Here is an 18617-nt window from a genome sequence, read left to right on the forward strand (position 1 = left end):
CTCCAGGTGGACACGGCAGTCCGAAAAAACTAAGCGGCCTCCTCGCTGCCGAAGGCGACGGGCGGCGTCCAGCCCTTGCCCGGCACCGCTGCCATCAGCGCGCGCGTGTATTCGTGCTGCGGATTGGCGAAGATCGCCGCCGCCGGCCCATGCTCGACCACCTCGCCCCGGCGCATCACCGCCAGCTGGTCGCAGAGCTGGGCGGCCACCCGCAGGTCATGGGTGATGAAGACCATCGACAGGCCCAGCTGCTCGCGCAACTGCACCAGCAGCTTCAGCACCTGCGCCTGGACCGAGACGTCCAGCGCCGAGACCGGCTCGTCCGCCACCAGCACGTCGGGGCGCAGCGCCAGGGCACGGGCCAGGCCGATGCGCTGCCGCTGGCCGCCGGAGAATTCATGCGGGAAGCGGTCGAGCGCCGCGGGGTCGAGGCCGACCAGCGCGAAGAGCTCGCGGGCGCGCTCCATCGCCTCGGCGCGCGGGGTGCCGTGGATGATCGGGCCCTGCGCCACCAGCTCGCCCACCCGGCGGCGGGGGTTGAGCGAGGCATAGGGGTCCTGGAACACCATCTGCACCCGCTTCGCCTCGCGCCGCAGCGCCTCCTTCGACAGCGCCAGCCGGTCCTGGCCGTCGAGGCGGATCTCCCCGGTCTCCGGGTCGAGCAGGCGCAGGATGCAGCGCGCCAGCGTCGACTTGCCGGAGCCGCTCTCGCCCACGATCCCCAGCGTGCCGCCGCGCGGCAGGCTGAGAGAGACATCCTTCACCGCATGGGTGACGCGGCGGTGGCGGCGCAGCAGCCCGCCCTTGCGGTAGGTCTTGGAGACGTGGTCGATCTCGAGGAAGGGCGCGCCGGTGACCGGCGCGCGCACGGGCGGCGAGAGCGGCGGCACCGCGGCGACCAGGGCGCGGGTATAGGGGTGCTGCGGGTGGTTCAGCACCTCGGCCGCCGGCCCCTGCTCGACCAGGATGCCATGCCGCATCACTGCGACACGGTCGGCGATATCGGCGACCACGCCGAAATCATGGGTGATGAACAGCACCGCCGTGCCGGTGCGCCGCTGCAGGTCGCGGATAAGGGAAAGAATCTGCGCCTGGGTGGTGACGTCGAGCGCGGTGGTCGGCTCGTCGCAGATCAGCAGCTTGGGCTCGAGCGCCAGCGCCATGGCGATCATCGCGCGCTGCCGCTGCCCGCCCGAGAGCTCGTGCGGATAGGCGCGCGCGGCGGCGGCCGGGTCGGGGATGCGCACCTGCTCCAGCAGCGCCAGCACGCGCGCCGCGATCTCCCGGCGCGACAGGCGGGTATGGGTGCGGAACATCTCGCCGATCTGGTCGCCGATGCTGCGCAGCGGGTTCAGCGCGGTCATCGGCTCCTGGAAGACCATGCCGATATCCGGGCCGCGCAGCTTGCGCATCTCGGCCGCCGGCAGCGGCAGCAGGTCGCGGCCGAGGTAGCGGATGGCACCGGCGGTGGCGCGCACGCCCTCTGGCAGCAGCCCCATCACCGCGCCGGCGGTCAGCGACTTGCCCGAGCCGCTCTCGCCGACGACGCAGAGGATCTCGCCGGCCTTCAGGCTGAGCGAGACCTTCTCCAGCGCATGCGGCCGGTCGGCGCCGGGTGGCAGGGCGACGGTCAGCCCGTCGATGGCAAGCAGGCTCATCGTCCCTTCAGCCTCGGGTTGAGGGCGTCGTTCAGCCCCTGGCCGACCAGGGAGACGCCGAGCACGGTGAGCAGGATGACCAGGCCGGGAATGGCGGAGACGTACCACTGCACCCGCAGCACGCCCTTGCCGGCGCCGATCAGATTGCCCCAGGAGGGGATGTTCGGGTCGGAGAGGTTGAGGAAGGCCAGCGCGCTCTCCAGCAGGATGGCGATCGCCATGATGACGCTGGCATAGACGATGATCGGCGGCAGGGCATTGGGCAGGATCTCGCGGAAGATGATCTGCCGGTCGCGCATGCCGAGCACCCGGCAGGCCTGGACGAATTCGCGGTTGCGCAGCGTCAGGAACTCGGCCCGCGTCAGCCGCGCCGAGGGTGGCCAGGAGACGATGCCGATGGCCACCGTGACGAAGCTGATGTTGGAGCCGAAGACCGCCACCAGCACCAGCAGCAGGAGAAAATTCGGCAGGGTCTGGAAGGCCTCGGTGATCCGCATCAGCAGGTCGTCCACCCAGCCGCCGTAATAGCCGGCGATGGCGCCGACCAGGATGCCGATCAGGATGGCGATGACGGTGGCGACGAAGCCGATCAGCAGCGAGGTGCGCGCGCCGTGGAAGATCTGCGCCGCGATGTCGCGCCCGGTGTTGTCGGTGCCCAGCCAGAAGCGCGGATTGTCGAGCGGCCATTGCAGCGGCCGCCCGGCCAGCGACAGCGGGTCGCGCGGGAACAGCCAGCTGGCCGAGACCGCCATGAAGATCACCGCCAGCACCAGCAGCAGGCCGATGACGGCGGCGGGATTGCGCGCGTAGCGCTTGAGGAAGCCCATGCGCCTAGGACCCCGAGACGATGCGCGGATCGAGCTTGGCGTAGAGCATGTCCACGATGAAGTTGATGGCGATGACCAGCAGCGCCGAGACGAAGACGATGCCGAGCAGGGTGTTCACGTCGCGCTGCACCACCGATTCATAGGCCAGCCGGCCGAGGCCGGGCAGCGCGAAGACGCTTTCCACCACCACCGAGCCGCCCAGCATGGTGCCGGCCTGCAGCCCCATCAGGGTGACGCCGGGCAGCAGGGCGTTGCGCAGGACGTGGCGCAGCACGACGGCGGTCTCGCCGAGCCCCTTGGCGCGGGCGGTGCGGACGAAATCCAGCGTCAGCACCTCCAGCATCGAGGCGCGCATGATGCGCAGATAGGTCGCCAGATAGGTCAGCGCCAGCGTCGCCACCGGCAGCACCAGGTGCCAGGCGATGTCCAGCACCCGGGTCAGCCCCTCATTGCCGGCGCCGATCTCCTCGAAGCCGCCAGCCGGCAGCCAGGACAGGCGGATGGCGAAGACCACGATGCCCATCATGCCGAACCAGAAGCTGGGGGTGGCGTAGAAGACCAGCCCCAGCGTCGAGATCAGCGAATCCGGCCAGCGGTTGACCCGCCGCGCGGCGATGACGCCGAGGCCCATGCCGGCGGCGAAGGCGAAGCTGAGCGCGGTCGCCATCAGCAGCAGGGTGACCGGCAGGCGCTCCAGGATGACGGCGGCCACCGGCTTGCCGTAGATCGCCGAGAAGCCGAGGTCGAGCGTCACCAGCCGCAGCAGGTAGCGGCCGAGCTGCACCAGCACCGGCGCATCCAGCCCGTAGAAGCTGCGCAGCTGCTCGATCATCGCCGGGTCGCCGCCGCCCATCTGGGCGACCAGCGCATCGACCGTGTCGCCCGGCGCCAGCTGCAGCAGCAGGAAAAGCCCGACCAGGATCAGCAGCAGCGTCGGCAGGCTGGCGGCCAGCCGGCGCAGCGCCAGGAGCAGGATGCGCATTCTCTGTCAGATCCTCAGCCGGCTTGGATCCAGGTGTCGTGCGCGTCGCCGGAATCCCAGCGCGGCACGTTGTGGTGGTTCTGCACGCGCTTCGAGGTGGCGGTGTAGAAGGGGCGCTCGGTCAGCATCCACACCGGCAGCTCGTCATTCACCGCTGCCACGAACTCGGCGTAGAGCGCCTTGCGGCGGGCCGGGTCGAGCTCGGTGGCGGCCTGGTCGATCAGCTGGTCGACCTTGTCGGACTGCCAGCCGAACTGGTTGGTCCAGGGCGAGCCCTTCGGGCTGCCGGAGCGGTACCAGACGGTGGTGGAGACCGCCGGATCGCCGCGATACTGGTGCCAGCCGGTGGCGAGATCGAAGTTCCAGTCGCGATAGACGGCGGAGAGCGCGCCGGCGATGTCGAGCTGGACGATCTCCACCCGGATGCCGACCTGCTGCAGCGATTGCTGGATGAAGGTGGCCAGCAACGGCACATCCTCGCCATTCATGATCGGGACGATCTTCAGGCTGAAGCGGATGCCCCCTGCCCCGCGCTTGTAGCCCGCCTCGTCCAGCAGCTTTTCGGCGCGCGCCTTGTCGTAGGGGTAGGGCACGGCGTTGTTCGGGAAGAATTCCGGCGACAGCGACGGGATCGGGCCGGTCGCCCGCTTGCCGAGGCCGTAGAGGAAATTCTCCAGGAAGAAATCGACATCGACCGCATGGGCGATCGCCTGGCGCACCCGCTTGTCGGAGAGCTCCTTGCGGCGCGTGTTGAATTCGAGGGTGTTGTTGAAGACATTGCCCTCGACGCCGCGGGTCGAGACCTCGAAGCGGCTGTCCTTGCGCAGCCGGTCGATATCGGCCAGCGGCAGGCCGTTATAGGCCGAGATCTGCACCTGCCCGGTCTCCAGCGCCGCCGTGGCCGCCGAGCGGTCGGTGATGAAGCGCCAGACGATGCGGTCCAGGTACGGGAAGCCCTGGCGCCAGTAGTTCGGGTTGCGCTCGGCGATGACATACTGGCCGCGCTGGTACTCGACGAACTTGAAGGGGCCGGTGCCGATCGGCGCGGTATTGGCCGGGTTCTCCAGCACATTGCCGCTCTCGAAGACATGCTTCGGCACGACATAGCCGAGGTCGCAGAGCGCGCGCAGCAGCAGGTTCAGCGGCATCGGCCGCGAATAGCGGAAGATCGCGGTCTGCGGGTCCGGCGTCTCGACCGCGTCGAGATAGAGCTGCAGCGTGGTGCCGTAGTTGAGGTGCTTCTTCCACTGCTCCATCGCGCTGTACTGCACGTCGGCCGCGGTGAAGGGCTTGCCGTCATGCCACTGCACGCCGCTGCGCAGCTTGAAGGTGACGGTCTTGCCGTCCGGCGTGGCGTCCCAGCTTTCGGCGAGGACAGGAACAATCTTGCCGCCCTCGCCCAGATCGACCAGTGGCTCGATGATCTTGCTGGTGATGACATAGACGCCGGTGGAGGCGCGCAGCGCCGGGTTCAGGATGCGCTGCTCGGAGCCCAGATGGATGGTCAGCACGCCGCCGCGGCGCGGCTCCTGGGAGAGCGCGGGCAGCGGCAGGGCGGTGTTCGCGGCCGAGCCGAGGGCGATCCCGGACAGCAGCAGATGGCGGCGCGTGATGGGCATGGTCTCGGCTCTCCGTCGTTCGAAATCAACAAGCGGCGAAAGTGAGATTCTGTCAATCACCCGGGCCATTTACCCCTTTCAGGATCGTGGAATGGCAGGGTCGCGTAGAACAGGCTTGCCGCGGCGCAGCAAGGCTGCGCCCTGCCGCCACCGCCGCGCAAGGGGCAATGATACCGGCACCGCCCCGGCGCGGCTTATCAGGCCTTGATGCGGGTCAGCACCGGCGCGGCCGGCGCGCTGGACCAGCCCGAAAGCTCCTCCATCGCCGCGCGGTCGAGGATCTCCAGGCGCCCCTTCTGCAGCGAGGCCACGCCATCCTTGCGGAGCACCGCCAGCGCTCGGTTGGCATGCTCGACCGACAGGCCCAGCGCGTCCGACAGATGCGCCTGCTTCAGCGGCAGCGGCGCGCCGCTGCGGTCGGCGCCGCCGCGATGGGTCAGCCGGGTGTGCAGCTCCAGCAGCAGATGCGCGACGCGGCCCAGCGCGTCGCGGCGGCCGAGGCTGGTCAGCCGCTCGCGCAGCCGGGTGCGGTCGCGCACCAGCCCGTCGGCATAGGACAGCGCCAGGCCGGGATCGCGCCCCATGAACTCGCAGAGCCGGTCGCGGGCGAGCACGCAGAAGCTGGCATCGGTCAGCGCCGAGACCTCGGCGCCATCCTCGCTGCGCTCGACCAGGTCGCCGGGCAGGTGGAAGTCGAGGATCTGCCGCCGCCCGTCCGGCGTGGTGGTCCAGGAGAAGGCCCAGCCGGCATAGAGGGTGAAGACGGTGTCGCGGATCGCCTCGCCGGCGCGCACCAGGCGGACGGCCGAGCGGACGCGCGCGATCTCGCCCACCCGCGCCTGCGGCACGACGCGGAACAGCGCGAAGGGACGCACCGCGCAGGCCGCGCAGGAGCCAGGCAGGGGCGTCAGGGAGGCGGGTTTGGCGGCCATGGGCTCGGTTATAGGGGGCGCGGGGGCCTCGGACCAAGCCCTTTGCGGCGATCAGGCAGCGGCCCGACAAGTCGTCGTCCGCTCCGCCTGGGAAACGTCTTTTTTATCAGCAAGATCGCACAAAGAAGAGGCGAAGGCGCCGGGCCCTGCCCGGCGCGCAGCACACGGCACGCTATTTTTGCAGTGCCTGGACGATCTGCTGGGTGATCTTCTTGGCGTCGCCGAACAGCATCATGGTGTTGTCGCGGAAGAACAGCTCGTTCTCCACGCCGGCATAACCGCTGGCCATGCCGCGCTTGACGAAGAACACGGTCTTGGCGCGCTCCACATCCAGGATCGGCATGCCGTAGATGGCGCTGGACTTGTCGGTCTTCGCCGCCGGGTTGGTGACGTCATTGGCGCCGATGACATAGGCGACGTCGGCCTCGGCGAATTCCGGGTTGATCTCCTCCAGCTCATGCACCTCGTCGTAAGGCACATTGGCCTCGGCCAGCAGCACGTTCATATGGCCGGGCATGCGGCCGGCGACCGGATGGATGGCGTAGGCAATGTCGACGCCCTCCTTCTTCAGCAGGTCGGCCATCTCGCGCAGCACCTGCTGCGCCTGGGCCACCGCCATGCCATAGCCGGGAACGATGATGATCTTGCCGGCATTCTTCATCAGATAGGCGGCATCCTCCGGGCTGCCGGCCTTGACCGGCCGCGCCGGGCCGCCGCTGCCGGCCGAGGCCGTACTGCCCGCCTCGGCGCCGAAGCCGCCCAGCAGCACGTTGACGATGCTGCGGTTCATGCCCTTGCACATGATGTAGGACAGGATGGCGCCCGAGGCGCCGACCAGCGCGCCGGTGACGATCAGCAGCAGGTTGCCGACGGTGAAGCCGATGCCCGCCGCCGCCCAGCCGGAATAGCTGTTCAGCATGGAGACGACGACCGGCATGTCGGCGCCGCCGATCGGGATGATCAGCAGGAAGCCGAGCACGAGGGCCAGCAGCGCGATCAGCCAGAACAGCAGCCCGTTGCCGGTGGCGACGAAGGCGATCACCAGCACCAGCAGCAGCACCCCGAGGCCGAGGTTCAGAAAGTGCTGGCCCTTGAAGGTGATCGGCGCGCCCGACATCAGCGCCTGCAGCTTGGCAAAGGCGATCAGCGAGCCGCTGAAGGTGATGGCGCCGATCGCCAGGCCCAGCGACATCTCGACCAGGCTGCCGGCATGGATATGGCCGGGCGTGCCGATGCCGAAGCTCTCGGGGTTGTAGAAGGCCGCCGCCGCGACGAAGACCGCGGCGAGGCCGACCAGCGAGTGGAAGGCGGCGACCAGCTGCGGCAGCGCCGTCATCTGGATGCGCTGCGCCAGCACGGTGCCGATGCCGCCGCCGATGACGATGCCGGCCAGGATCAGCCCGAGCCCGCCGCCGCCCATGCCCGGATGGGCCAGGGTCGCGACAATGGCGATGGCCATGCCGACCATGCCGTAGAGATTGCCGCGCCGGCTGGTCTCCGGATGCGACAGCCCGCGCAGCGCCAGGATGAAGAGGACCGAGGCGACCAGATAGGCGAGCGAGGAGAGCGTATGCGCCATGGCCCTCAGCCCTTCTTCTTGAACATGGCGAGCATCCGCCGCGTCACCATGAAGCCGCCGAAGATGTTCACGGAGGCCAGCGTCACCGCCAGGAAGCCGAAGAACTTGGCGGCCCAGCTGTCACCCAGGCCGGTGGCCAGGATGGCGCCGACGACGATGACCGAGGAAATCGCGTTGGTGACGCCCATCAGCGGCGAATGCAGCGCCGGGGTGACGTTCCAAACGACGTAGTAGCCGACGAAGCAGGCCAGCAGGAAAATGGTGAGCAGCAGCAGGAAGGGCTCAGCCTGCTGGGCGACGGGGGCGACGGCCTCGGCCATCTGCCGCGCCTGGGCGGCCAGCGCCAGGGCGCGCTCGGCGGTGGCGCTGGCCTGGTTGGCCAGATCGGTGGGGTTCATCGGTTCCTCTCCCTCGCCTCAGGCCGCCGCGGCCAGCTGCGCATGCACGACCGCGCCGTCGCGGGTCAGGGTGACGCCGCGGATGATCTCGTCCGCTGGGTCCAGCTTCGGCGCCTTCGCCTCCTTGTCCCAGAAGGTCGAGAGGAAGGTCAGCAGGTTGCGCGCATAGAGGCTGCTGGCGGCGGCCGGGATGCGCCCGGGCCAGTTCTGGAAGCCCAGGATCTTCACCCCGCCCGCGGTCACCGTCAGCTCGCCCGGCACGGTCAGCGCGCAATTGCCGCCGGCATCGGCGGCGATATCCACTACCACGCTGCCCGGCTTCATGCTCGCCACCATGGCCTCGGTCAGCAGGGTCGGCGCCTTCCGCCCCTGGACGAGGGCGGTGCAGACCACGACATCGGCCTTGGCGACGGCGGCGGCGATGACCTCGGCCTGGCGGCGCTTGTAGTCCTCGCTCATTTCCTTGGCATAGCCGCCGGCGGTCTGCGCCTGCGCCATCTCGGCATCCTCGACGCCGACGAAGGCGGCGCCCAGCGACTTGATTTCTTCCTTGGCGGCGGGACGGACATCGGTCGCCGAGACGCGGCCGCCGAGGCGCCGCGCCGTCGCAATGGCCTGAAGGCCGGCGACGCCGGCGCCCATGATGAAGACATTCGCGGCCGGGATGGTCCCCGCCGCCGTCATCAGCATCGGAAAACCCTTGTCATAGGCGGTGGCGCCCTCGAGCACCGCGCGGTAGCCGGCGAGATTGGCCTGGGAGGAGAGCACGTCCATGCTCTGCGCCCGGGTGATGCGCGGCAGCAGCTCCATGCTGCAGGCCTCGATCCCGGCCTCGGCATAGAGCCTGGCGCGGGCCGGGTTGGACAGCGCCTCCAGCGTGCCGATCAGCAGCGCGCCGCGCGGGATCAGCGCGAGCTCATTCACCTCGCCCTCGCCCTGCGCCAGCGGCGCGCGCACCTTCAGCACCAGCCGCGCCCCGGCCAGCGCCGCGGCGGCATCGGCGGCGATCTCGGCGCCGGCCTCGCGATAGGCGTCGTCGGTCAGGCCGGAGGCGAGGCCCGCCCCGCTCTCCACCACCACATCGATGCCGAGGCCGATGAATTTCCTGGCCGTCTCCGGCGTCGCGGCGACACGGGTTTCCCCCGCCCGCCTTTCCTTCAGCACTGCGAGACGCATCAGGCCCTCCCGGCACAATCGCTATCCGATAGTGCCGGGAGATTGCCGGGTGGTGTGACGACCGACAAGAAGCTTTGCGGTGCCGGCAGCGTGACGCTGCCCCGCTTTGCGGACGCGGCGCCCCCGGAGGCGCGCCGGAATCAGGACCCGAAGCGGAAGACGATGGCGCCGGGCGCAGCCTCGACCACGGCCAGGCCCGGGCCGCCCTCGGCCGCCGGGGTGCCGCCCTGCTGGGTGCCGAGCCAGGTGGCGTAGAGGCCCTGCAGCACCGGTGCGATCCAGCCGCCGGCCTCGTCGCTGGCAGTCGCCACCAGCGGCGCCAGGCGATGTGTCAGGCGCAGGCTGCGATCGGCCTCGTCGACGGAGAGCGCCACATAGCCCCAGGACAGCGTCGCCAGCGCGTCGTTCATCCGCGCCTCCAGCCCGTCCAGCGTCTCCACCGCGCCGAGCGGCAGGCTGGCGCCCAGCTTCTCGCCCACGGCGCGCAGCAGCCCGTCGCGGCCGGCCTTCTCCAGATTGGCGTCGAGCGTCTCCACCAGGGCGCGCAGGAAGCCGCGCCACTGGGCGCTGACCTCGCGCCGCGCCAGATAGGCGAGCGTGGCGGGCGCCGGGTCGGTCTGGGTCATGCCTGTTCTTCTCCTGCCGCCTTTTGCTGGCCGGATCCGAACGCTCCGGCCCCTCGATGGGCGATCTTACTGGTCAAGCTTGTAGCGGGCGTAAAGCAGGCCGCGCGCCTCGCTCCAATCGGCCGAGCGGTCGTAGCGCAGCGCGGCGCCCAGCCGCAGGTTCGGCGTCACCGCATATTCGACATCGGCGCGCACGCCGCCGGTGAAGCCGGTCTGCGACTGGCCGGGATAGAAGGCGGTGACATTGCTGTTGGCCGCCGCCTGCGCCTCGAGACTGGCCTGCGCCGCCCCGTCATTCGGGAAATAGGGCGCGCGGTCCTCGCGGAAGCTGGCGATGCCGGCGCTGGCGCCGAGGCGGTAGCTGAAATCGCCCGAGCGCGCGCGATAGTCGATCGGCACGCTGGCGGCGAAGAAGCTCTGCGGGCTGAAATAGCCCCCATGCCCGGCGCTGAAGTAGCGCAGGTTGCGGTCATAGCTCTGGTAGAGCATGTCGAGACCGGTGGTGACCTCCCAGCTCTCGCGGCGATACAGCGCAGTGCTGACGCCGGCCGCCGCCTCCCAGCGCGAATTGTCGCGCACCCCGTCGCCTTCCATCGTCGAATAGGCGCCGGCGACATAGAAGTTGGTGTCGGCGCTGTAGCCGTATTCGAGCTGGCCGCGGCCGGTGTTGCGCACCACGCCGCCGAAGGAGCGGCCGGTCGAGGGATCGCGCATGCCGCCCCAGGAGAGCAGCGTGTCGGTCACCGCGCGGCGCTCGGCGGTCATGCGCAGGCGCAGGCTGTCGCTCAGCTGCGGCGCCACCTCGATGCCGCCGATCACGTTCTGGTTGCGGAAGCCGAGCGGCGTCGAGCCGATATCGGCCGAGAAGATGCCCTGGCTGTAGCCGATGCCGAGCGACACGCCGGTGGCCGAGGTCTGCCGCGGCGCCGCGGCGGCGGCCTGCGCCGCGCTCAGCGCCGAGCCGTTGTTGATGCTCAGCGCATTGCTGCCGAAGCGGCTGAGCGAAGAGGCCGAGCGGTCCATGTCGCCGGCATCGATATTGACCACCTGGGCGCGCAGCGCGATGCGGCCGCCGACCTCCGGCAGGGCGGCCGAGACCTCGGCGCCGCCGCCATATTCGGTCAGCTTGTCGAAGCCGCCATCGCCCGAGCGGGTGCGAAAATTGGCCGTCGGCGAGAAGCGGGAAGAGTTCTCGTCCTGCACCACCGCCAGCTCGCGGTTGATCTGGTTCAGCAGCGGGTCGTTGGCGGCCTGCGGCGGCAGGGTCAGCGGCGCCTGGTAGGTGGCGACCGGCCGGCCCTGGGCATAGCTCGGCTGCGCATAGCCCGGCTGGGCATAGGTCGGCTGGGCTGGCGCGGCAGGCGCCGCGCCATAGCTCGGGCCGGCATAGTTCGGGCTGCCCGGCGGCGGGGCGACCGGCGGATAGGTCAGCGGCGCCTGCGGCGCGGCGGCCTGGGCCTCCGGCGTCGCCGGATAGCTGCCGCCCGGCATGCCGATGATCGGCGCGCCCTGGCTGGCCATCCCCTGCCCGGCCAGCGCGACGCGGCGCGCGCCCTCGCCGCCCGCCTCGGCATAGGTCTCGCCGCCGCCGATCTGGCCGCGGCGCTGCTCGGCGGCCAGCAGCAGGGCGCCGCGGGCGCGCGCCTCGTCGCCGCCGGCCCGCGCCAGCCGCGCCTCGATCATCGACAGGCGCGGGTCGTTCGGCGCCAGCGCCCGGGCCTCGGCCAGTAGCCCCTCGGCGCGGGCCCATTGGTCGAGCAGGATGGCGGCATCCACCGCCCCGGCGCGGGCCTCGAGGTTGCGCGGGTCGCGGCGGAGGACGCCCTCGGCCAGGCGCTGCGCCTCGCGGGCATCGCGCGCGCCCTGGTAGAGCTGGAAGGCGAGGCGCGGCGCTTCCGCCCGTTGCGGCGCGGTCGCGACCGGCTGCGGGGCGGCCGGCTGCGGCGCCGGGCGCTGGGCGACGGCGGCCGGCGCCGGGCTGCCTGCGGCGCGCAGCCCGGCCAGCTGGCGGCGCTCGTCGGTGGAAAGGCGGCCGTCCTGGGCAAGCTCGACGGCAATCTGGCTGGCCGGCTGGTCCAGCCCGGCCTCCTGCAGCGCCATGGCGATGGCCAGCCGCCCGGAGGCCGGCGCGCTGCGGTTGGCGGACAGCGCCGCCTGCGCCGCCTCGGTCGCCGCCTGGGCATCGCCCAGCCCGGCCAGCGCCTCGACCACCAAGGCGGCCGTCTCGCCGCTGGGCTCAGGACGGGCGGCAAGGGAAAGCAGCCGGCGCTTGGCCTCGCCGCGATGGCCGAAGGCATCGGGCTCCAGCGCGGCGGCGACCTGCTGCTGCAGCCGGGCGCGGCGCATCAGCCGGCCCATATCGGCGCTGCGCAGCCGGTCGGGCACACGTTCCAGCAGGCCGACGACATCCAGCATGCGGCCTTCGTCGCTGGCGAAGAGGGCGGCGGCGAAGACCGCCTCGGCGCTGCCGGTCTCGGCCGGCTGGTCGACCAGGGCGCGGGCCTCGACCCCCTGCCCCTGCGCCGCCAGGGCGCGGGCGAGGTCCAGCCGCAGCCAAGGATTGGCGGGCTCCACCGCCAGGGCGTTGCGCAACAGGGCGACGGCCGATTCGGCGTCGCCGGCGCGCTGCGCCTCGATGCGCAGCGCCTCGGCGCGCTGCGCGGCGGCGCTGCCCAGCACCAGGCGGTTGCGGCGCTCGGCCAGCTGCTGCGCCTCGGCGAAGCGGCCCTGGCGCTGCAGCGCCTCGAACAGCCCGGCCATCGGCGTCGCCAGCTCCGGCCGGCGGGCGAGCGCCGCGCGGTAATGCTGCTCGGCGCCGGCCAGGTCGCCGCGGCGCAACGCCAGGTCGGCCAGCAGCGTCTCGGCCTCGACCCGCTCGGCGCCCTCACGGCGCAGCCCGCGGCGCAGGATCTGCTCGGCCTGGTCGAACTGGCTGCGCTGCACCGCTTGGCGCGCCTGAGCGACCAAAGTCGGGCCGGCGGCGCCCTCCAGCGCGCGGGCCCAGCGGGCGCGGCCGTTGGCCGGGTCGGCGGCGATCGCCTCGCGCAGCAGCGCGGTCGCCTCGAGGCGGCGGCCCTGGCGCAGCCGGGCCAGGCCCAGCCCGCCGCGTGCGTCGGCATCCTCCGGCCGCAGCACCAGCACCGCCTGGAATTCGCGCGCCGCATCGGCCAGCAGGCCGGCATTCAGCGCCGCGAAGCCGCGCAGCCGCGCCGCGCCGCCATCGCCGACGGCGCGGCGGGCATCGGCCAGCCGCTGCTGCATCAGCGGGTCGTTCGGATAGAGCTTGAGATAGGCCTCGATGCCGGCAGCGGCCTCGGGGGCCAGCGCCTCCCATTGCAGCGCGTCGCGCCAGGCGGCACGGGCGTCGCCGGCGCCCTCGGCCTGCTGGGCCAGCGCCTGCAGCCGGCGGATGCCCTCGGCGCGGGAGGCCTCGCGATAGGTCATGATGCGGGCGAGTGCCAGCGGCAGCCGGCGATCGGTCGGGCTCTTCGCCACCAGCGCGGCGACCGCCTCGCGCGCCTCCGCATGGCCGTCCGGCGTGCCGGCGAGCGTCTGGTAGTATTCGATGGCGAAGGCCGCCGGCGGCACCGGGCCGCCGAACAGCTTCCTGTACAGGGCCACCGATTCGACGGCGAGGCCCTGCTGGGCGAGGCGCCGCGCCTCGGCAAGCTGCGCCGGGTCGAGGCTGGCGCCGCGCACCGCCAGCGCCGCCTCGGCCAGCCGCGGATCGGCCGGCGCCAGCTCGCGCAGCCGCGCCAGATGCCGCTCGGCGCCCGCCGGATTGCCGAGTTCTGCCTGGGTCGCGGCAGCGGCCGCCAGACCGTCCAGATGGTTGGGCTCGGCCGCCAGCAGCCGGTCGAGGGTGACCGCCGCCCGGTCGGGGCGGTTCTGTCCGCGCCAATAGCCGGCCTGGTCGAGCAGGACGGCGATCGCCCCCTCCTGCGCCGCCACCGGGGAGGCCAGGGAAGGCAGCAGCGCCAGCGAGCAGACCGTGGCCAGCAGATGCGCGCGGAAAGCCATCATTGCGTCCTGGTCCTCAGCCGAAGGGCGGCGCGACGGCGCAGCAGCCAGTAGGTCGGAATGGCGATGCACAGCGCCGCCACCAGGACGAGGCCTAGCAGCAGGTCCGGCCGCTTGCCCAGCCAGAATTGCGGCATCAGATGCACCGGCAGGTGACCCACCGTGTAATTCCGATTCACCTTGTAGGAGGTCATCCGCCCGCCCGAGAGCAGCGCCAGATCGCCCTGGATGCGCGGCAGCATCTCCGGATCGCGCAGCGCGGTGACCATCGACTCCATCCCCTGCGGGTTGGTGCCGGTCAGCGCGATCACCGAGCGGTTGCCCTTCAGCGGGCTCTCGAAGCCGATCAGCATGCCGGTGGCCTCGCCCGGGGTGGCGAGCACCGCCTCCAGGCGCTGGCGGTCCATCTGCCGGTCGTCGGTCAGGAACAGGTTGCGGAAGCTCTCCAGCGCGGTCGGCAGCGCCACGCTGACGCGGCCGCCCTCAACCTGCAGCGGGCTGGACTGGCCGAGCAGCTGGGCCAGAGCCGGCTGGCGGCCGAGCGCGCCGACCACCAGCAGCTCGCGGTCGGAGACCGTCTCCAGCCCGGCCGGGCGGACGACGGCGATGCGCGCGGCGGGGTAGCCGACATTGGCGGCCAGCTTGCCGAGCAGGGTGAAGGCGCCCGACAGTTCCAGCGTGTTGGCGCGCTCCGGCAGCACCAGGGCGGTGGTGGAGAAATCCGCCATCTTGGTGAAGGGGAAGCCCGAGCCCGCGAAATGCGCCAGGTTCGGCATCTCGGTGAAGCGGTAGCCGCGGGTCAGGTCGATGGTGCTGTCGGGGTCGATCGAGGCGCGGATGTCGCCCGGGATCGAGATGCAGTCGCCGCGGTTGAGCGGGCGCATGTCGAAGCGCATCTGCAGCTCGTTCTGGCCGAAGACCAGGTAGGGCGGCAGGCCGACCTGGCCCTCGCCGCGGTCCGGCAGGGCGCCGAGGCCGGTGTTACGGGCCACCCAGCTCCAGGGCCAGCCCGGCTCCACTTCACGAAGCGGAAAGGACTTCAGGTAGATATTGTTCAGCGAGGCGTCGAGCCGCGACACGGCGACATCCATCACCGGGCCGGGCGGGGCACGGAAGCGGACATCGACCGGCAGCGAGCGCTCGCGCCAGGTGTAGAGGTCGGGGGCGGTGCGGAAGGGAATGGCGATGGCGCCGGGGGCAAAGCCGTAGCTCTGCAGTTCGGAGGGATCGACCAGCTCGCCGAAGCGGACGGGACGGTCGGTGCGCACCCAGCGCGGCGCGTCGTATTCGTTGCGCACCGGGATCTCGGGCGCCTGCACCTGGGCGAGCTCGCCGGACAGCGCCTGGCGGCCGACGGCCAGGGCCTGCGCGGCGGACGCCGCCTCGGCGCCGGTGCGGCCGCCGACGACCAGCAGCATCGCGGTCGGATCGGCCGGATTCGGCACCACGGCCAGGGTCGGGCCCTCGAAGCGCGGCAGGGTGACGCCGGGGACGCCCTCATTGCCGGCGACCAGCACCATGGCATGGCCGCGCGGCGGCACGCTGGCGCTGACCGGGAAATTGGCGCCGCGGTAATCCGCCTGCACCGCGAACCAGGAGGTGGCGATGGCCGCCGCCCGCACCAGGTCATTGCCGGCGGCATCCGGCATGACCACCGGCAGCGTCAGCGGCTCGTTGCGCAGGCGCGGATCGAAGAAGGGCTCCGGCAGCCGCGCCAGGTCGCGGGTCAGCGGCAGCTTCTCCAGCGTCAGGTGCAGCACCGAGAGGTCGGAAATGGTCGACCACAGCAGGCCCGAGAGCGGGTCGTTGCATTCCACCGCATAGCGGCCGGTGAAGCGGAAGTTCAGCCGGTTGCTGTCGGCGAAATAGACCGGGTTGATCGGGAACTCGATCGGGCCGAAGGCGGGGCGGGTGCGCTCCGGCGTGATGGTGCCGACGAACTGCTCGTTCATCGCGATGGCGATCTGGCTGAGCTCGGGGATCAGCGCCGGGCTGGTGGCGCCCTGCAGCACCAGCCGCGCCGCCGTCACCACCTCGTCCGAGCGCACGCCGAACAGCAGGCCCTGCAGGTCCGAGGTGCCGCGCAGCTGCATCGGGCCGGCCAGGCCGAGCTGCTTCAGCGTGCGGCTCTCGATGCGCGAGCCGCTGCTGGCGCTGCTGCCGCCGCTGCCATTGCCGCTGCCGAACATCACCGGGCCAGCATTCGACGGCGGCGCGCCGAAGGGGCCGGCAGGCGGCGCCATCGGCGTCAGGCCGGGAATCTCGGCGGCCGGGGCCGGGGTGGCGCCCACCGGGGGCAGGCCGGGCGGCGCATTGGGCGGGGTCGCCTGCGCCATCACCGCCGGGGAGGACGGCAGGGCAGAGGAAGTGCCAAGGGCCGTGCTGGAGGCGCCCGCGACCGGCGCCGGCGGCAGGGCCAGCGACGGCAGGGCCGGCGCCCCGCCCCCGGCCGGCTGGCCACCGAACTGCGAGGGGGTCAGCGGCGGCGGCACCGGCGGCGCCTGCAGGCGCTGCGCCGTGGCACCGCCGGCCAGGGCCAGGCCCAGCCCGGCGAGCAGCGCGATGCTGGCGGCGCGGCGGCCCTTGCCGCTGTCCTTGCGCGACGGCGGCGCGGCCGTGGCGCCGGCCTGCGGCGCGGCGGCGCCGGCGGCCCGTTCCGGGGCGCGGCGCGCGGCGGCGGCGCGGGCGCGGGCGCGGCGCTCACGACGGCCGCGGAAAGAAAGCTGGCTGTCGCCGCGGAACAGACCCGTGATGCTCACCACAACCTCCAGCAGCGCGCGCAGCGGTCGGTCGTGCCGCGCCTCGTCCCAGTCCATCCAGGCATCGGCACGGCCGAGCACGGCGCGCACGATATTGCCCTCGTCGATCAGCTTCGACGGCAGGAAGCGGGCCTGCATGCGGCCGTTCTGCCAGCGCAGCACCTCGGCCGGCACCGTCACGCGGTCGGGGCCGAGGTCGAATTCCATCATCACCTTGTTGTCCGCCAGCTCCCGCTCGGGCGCCGCCATGAAGAGCGCGGCGCCGCCCAGCGACAGGTCGGCGCTCTCGCCCTCGAGGCGGGTGCCGTCGGGCAGGATCACCGCCGTCGGCAGCCGCGCATTGACGCGGTGCCGCTCGCGCACCTGGCGCCGCTCGCGGCCCACCGCGAGGCCGGCCATCACCGTGACCAGCGACAGGATCACCCAGAAGGTGTTCAGCGCATTGGCCTGGAATTCCAGGCTGGCCGGCGAGTTCGCCGCCATGCCGTAGATGCCCGACAGCAGGCCGAGCACCAGGAAGATGGCGATGACGAAGTTGGCGGCGACGGCGCGCAGGTCGAAGAAGCCTTCCTGCAGCGTGCCGCCCTTGTCGGTCACGTTGAACTTGCCGCGCTTCGGGTCGAACAGCGTCACCAGCACCACCGGCAGCAGGTAGATCGCCAGCACCGTCTCGTAGATCTCCGACCAGAAGCTGTGCCGCACCCTGCCCTGCACCCGGCTGTTGGTGCCGATCGAATGCACGATATGCGGGCCTGCATAGGCCACGATCGCCAGCGGCGAGGCGGCGATCAGGTTCTGGCCGAACAGCAGGAAGGCCAGCGGCGCGGTCAGGAAGACGACGCGCGGCAGCGGGAACAGGAAGTGCCACTGGGCGTTCAGGTAGCAGAGCCGCTGGTACAGCTTCAGCCCCTTGCCCAGCAGCGGGTTCTCGATCCGGAAGATCTGGATCATGCCGCGCGCCCAGCGCATGCGCTGGCCGATATGGGTGATCAGCCGGTCGGTGGCGAGGCCGGCCGCCAGCGGCACCCGCAGATAGGCGGTGCGCCAGCCCAGCCGCTGCATCTTCAGCGAGCAGTGGCAATCCTCGGTCACCGTCTGGGTCGGCACGCCGCCGACCTGCTCCAGCGCCTCGCGCCGCAGCACCGCGCAGGAGCCGCAGAAGAAGGTGGCGTTCCACAAATCATTGCCGGGCTGCACCAGGCCGTAGAACAGCAGGCCCTCATTGGGGACGCGCTTGCCCGAGGCCAGGTTCCGCTCGAAGGGATCGGGCGAGTAGAAATGGTGCGGCGTCTGCAGCATGCCGATGCCCTTGTCGCGCAGCATCCAGCCCAGCGAGAGCTGCAGGAAGGCGCGGGTGGCGACATGGTCGCAGTCGAAGATGGCGATGTACTCGCCCGAGGTCCGGCTCATCGCGTGGTTGATGTTGCCGGCCTTGGCGCCCTTGTTGTCGGGGCGGATCATGTAGCCGCAGCCGACCTCGGCGGCGAACTGCCGGAACTCCTCGCGGCGGCCGTCATCGAGGATGTAGACATTCATCCTGTCGCGCGGCCAGTCCATCGACAGCGCGCCGAACACCGCCGGCTTCACCACCTCGAGTGGCTCGTTATAGGTCGGGATGAAGACGTCGACGGTGGGCCAGAGCGCGGTGTCGGCGGGCAGCGGCACCGGCTTGCGGTCGAGCGGCCAGAGCTGCTGGAAATAGGACAGCAGCAGGGCGGCGACGGCATAGATCTCGGCCAGCAGCAGGCCGGTGCCGAGGAAGGTGGAGAGGAAGCCGGTATAATCCAGCGTCTCCGTCACCCGCCAGTAGATGTAGCGCAGCGAGATCAGCGTCGACAGCGCCATCAGGAAGAACAGCGCGCCGCGCGAGCGGGCGCGGCTGACGATCAGGAAGGCCAGGAAGCCGCCCAGCGCCAGCCAGGCCTGCTGCTCGGCCTCGAGCGGCGCGACCACGAAGGTCAGCCCGATCACCGCGCCGAGCAGCGACAGCAGCCGCCCCAGCAGCGGCACCCGCGAGAGGATGTTGCGCATCGGACGCATG

Annotated in this window: 11 protein-coding genes; all 11 read right to left on the minus strand. The window is 71.5% G+C overall.

From position 1 onward, the window contains the following. Nucleotides 1–29: 29 nt before the first annotated feature. Nucleotides 30–1658 carry an ABC transporter ATP-binding protein gene (locus tag WFI16_RS20080; RefSeq protein ID WP_419899638.1) on the minus strand — a complete coding sequence of 543 codons (1629 nt, stop codon included), beginning with the start codon at nucleotides 1656–1658 and terminating at the stop codon, nucleotides 30–32. Continuing rightward, on the minus strand, nucleotides 1655–2485 hold the full coding sequence (locus WFI16_RS20085) for an ABC transporter permease (protein WP_419899639.1): 831 nt from the start codon (nucleotides 2483–2485) through the stop codon (nucleotides 1655–1657). Before WFI16_RS20085 ends, WFI16_RS20080 begins: the two co-directional genes overlap by 4 nt. Nucleotides 2486–2489: 4 nt before the next feature. Next, complete coding sequence (locus tag WFI16_RS20090; protein ID WP_419899640.1) at nucleotides 2490–3467, minus strand: ABC transporter permease; 978 nt, start codon at nucleotides 3465–3467, stop codon at nucleotides 2490–2492. A 14-nt stretch (nucleotides 3468–3481) separates the two neighbouring features. Further along, entirely contained in the window at nucleotides 3482–5086 is a 1605-nt protein-coding gene (locus WFI16_RS20095; protein ID WP_419899641.1) for an ABC transporter substrate-binding protein, read from the minus strand. Nucleotides 5087–5283: 197 nt separating this feature from the next. Further along, nucleotides 5284–6018, minus strand: coding sequence for a Crp/Fnr family transcriptional regulator (locus WFI16_RS20100; protein ID WP_419899642.1), 735 nt, complete (start codon nucleotides 6016–6018; stop codon nucleotides 5284–5286). Between the two features lie 172 nt (nucleotides 6019–6190). Continuing rightward, complete coding sequence (locus WFI16_RS20105; protein ID WP_419899643.1) at nucleotides 6191–7597, minus strand: NAD(P)(+) transhydrogenase (Re/Si-specific) subunit beta; 1407 nt, start codon at nucleotides 7595–7597, stop codon at nucleotides 6191–6193. A gap of 5 nt (nucleotides 7598–7602) precedes the next feature. Further along, a complete protein-coding gene (locus WFI16_RS20110; RefSeq protein ID WP_419899644.1) occupies nucleotides 7603–7995 on the minus strand; it encodes an NAD(P) transhydrogenase subunit alpha in 393 nt (130 codons plus the stop codon). An 18-nt stretch (nucleotides 7996–8013) separates the two neighbouring features. Further along, nucleotides 8014–9171 (minus strand): Re/Si-specific NAD(P)(+) transhydrogenase subunit alpha, encoded by a 1158-nt coding sequence (locus WFI16_RS20115; protein ID WP_419899645.1) that lies wholly within the window; start codon nucleotides 9169–9171, stop codon nucleotides 8014–8016. 140 nt (nucleotides 9172–9311) lie between these two features. Then, on the minus strand, nucleotides 9312–9797 hold the full coding sequence (gene bcsD, locus WFI16_RS20120; protein ID WP_419899646.1) for a cellulose biosynthesis protein BcsD: 486 nt from the start codon (nucleotides 9795–9797) through the stop codon (nucleotides 9312–9314). 66 nt (nucleotides 9798–9863) lie between these two features. Then, entirely contained in the window at nucleotides 9864–13817 is a 3954-nt protein-coding gene (locus tag WFI16_RS20125) for a cellulose biosynthesis protein BcsC (protein ID WP_419899647.1), read from the minus strand. Beyond that, nucleotides 13817–18616: a UDP-forming cellulose synthase catalytic subunit gene (gene bcsA, locus WFI16_RS20130; protein WP_419899648.1), complete on the minus strand. Its 4800-nt coding sequence runs from the start codon at nucleotides 18614–18616 to the stop codon at nucleotides 13817–13819. The genes WFI16_RS20125 and bcsA overlap by 1 nt, the downstream gene beginning before the upstream one ends. Nucleotide 18617 lies beyond the last annotated feature (1 nt).

This window comes from Roseomonas sp. USHLN139, assembly GCF_037145735.1.
GTDB lineage: Bacteria > Pseudomonadota > Alphaproteobacteria > Acetobacterales > Acetobacteraceae > Pseudoroseomonas.

Bases quoted from the DNA above. Each gene is read 5' to 3' on its own strand.
- WFI16_RS20080 (WP_419899638.1), bottom strand. From the start codon at position 1,658: ATGAGCCTGCTTGCCATCGACGGGCTGACCGTCGCCCTGCCACCCGGC.
- WFI16_RS20085 (WP_419899639.1), bottom strand. From the start codon at position 2,485: ATGGGCTTCCTCAAGCGCTACGCGCGCAATCCCGCCGCCGTCATCGGC.
- WFI16_RS20090 (WP_419899640.1), bottom strand. From the start codon at position 3,467: ATGCGCATCCTGCTCCTGGCGCTGCGCCGGCTGGCCGCCAGCCTGCCG.
- WFI16_RS20095 (WP_419899641.1), bottom strand. From the start codon at position 5,086: ATGCCCATCACGCGCCGCCATCTGCTGCTGTCCGGGATCGCCCTCGGC.
- WFI16_RS20100 (WP_419899642.1), bottom strand. From the start codon at position 6,018: ATGGCCGCCAAACCCGCCTCCCTGACGCCCCTGCCTGGCTCCTGCGCG.
- WFI16_RS20105 (WP_419899643.1), bottom strand. From the start codon at position 7,597: ATGGCGCATACGCTCTCCTCGCTCGCCTATCTGGTCGCCTCGGTCCTC.
- WFI16_RS20110 (WP_419899644.1), bottom strand. From the start codon at position 7,995: ATGAACCCCACCGATCTGGCCAACCAGGCCAGCGCCACCGCCGAGCGC.
- WFI16_RS20115 (WP_419899645.1), bottom strand. From the start codon at position 9,171: ATGCGTCTCGCAGTGCTGAAGGAAAGGCGGGCGGGGGAAACCCGTGTC.
- bcsD (WP_419899646.1), bottom strand. From the start codon at position 9,797: ATGACCCAGACCGACCCGGCGCCCGCCACGCTCGCCTATCTGGCGCGG.
- WFI16_RS20125 (WP_419899647.1), bottom strand. From the start codon at position 13,817: ATGGCTTTCCGCGCGCATCTGCTGGCCACGGTCTGCTCGCTGGCGCTG.
- bcsA (WP_419899648.1), bottom strand. From the start codon at position 18,616: ATGCGTCCGATGCGCAACATCCTCTCGCGGGTGCCGCTGCTGGGGCGG.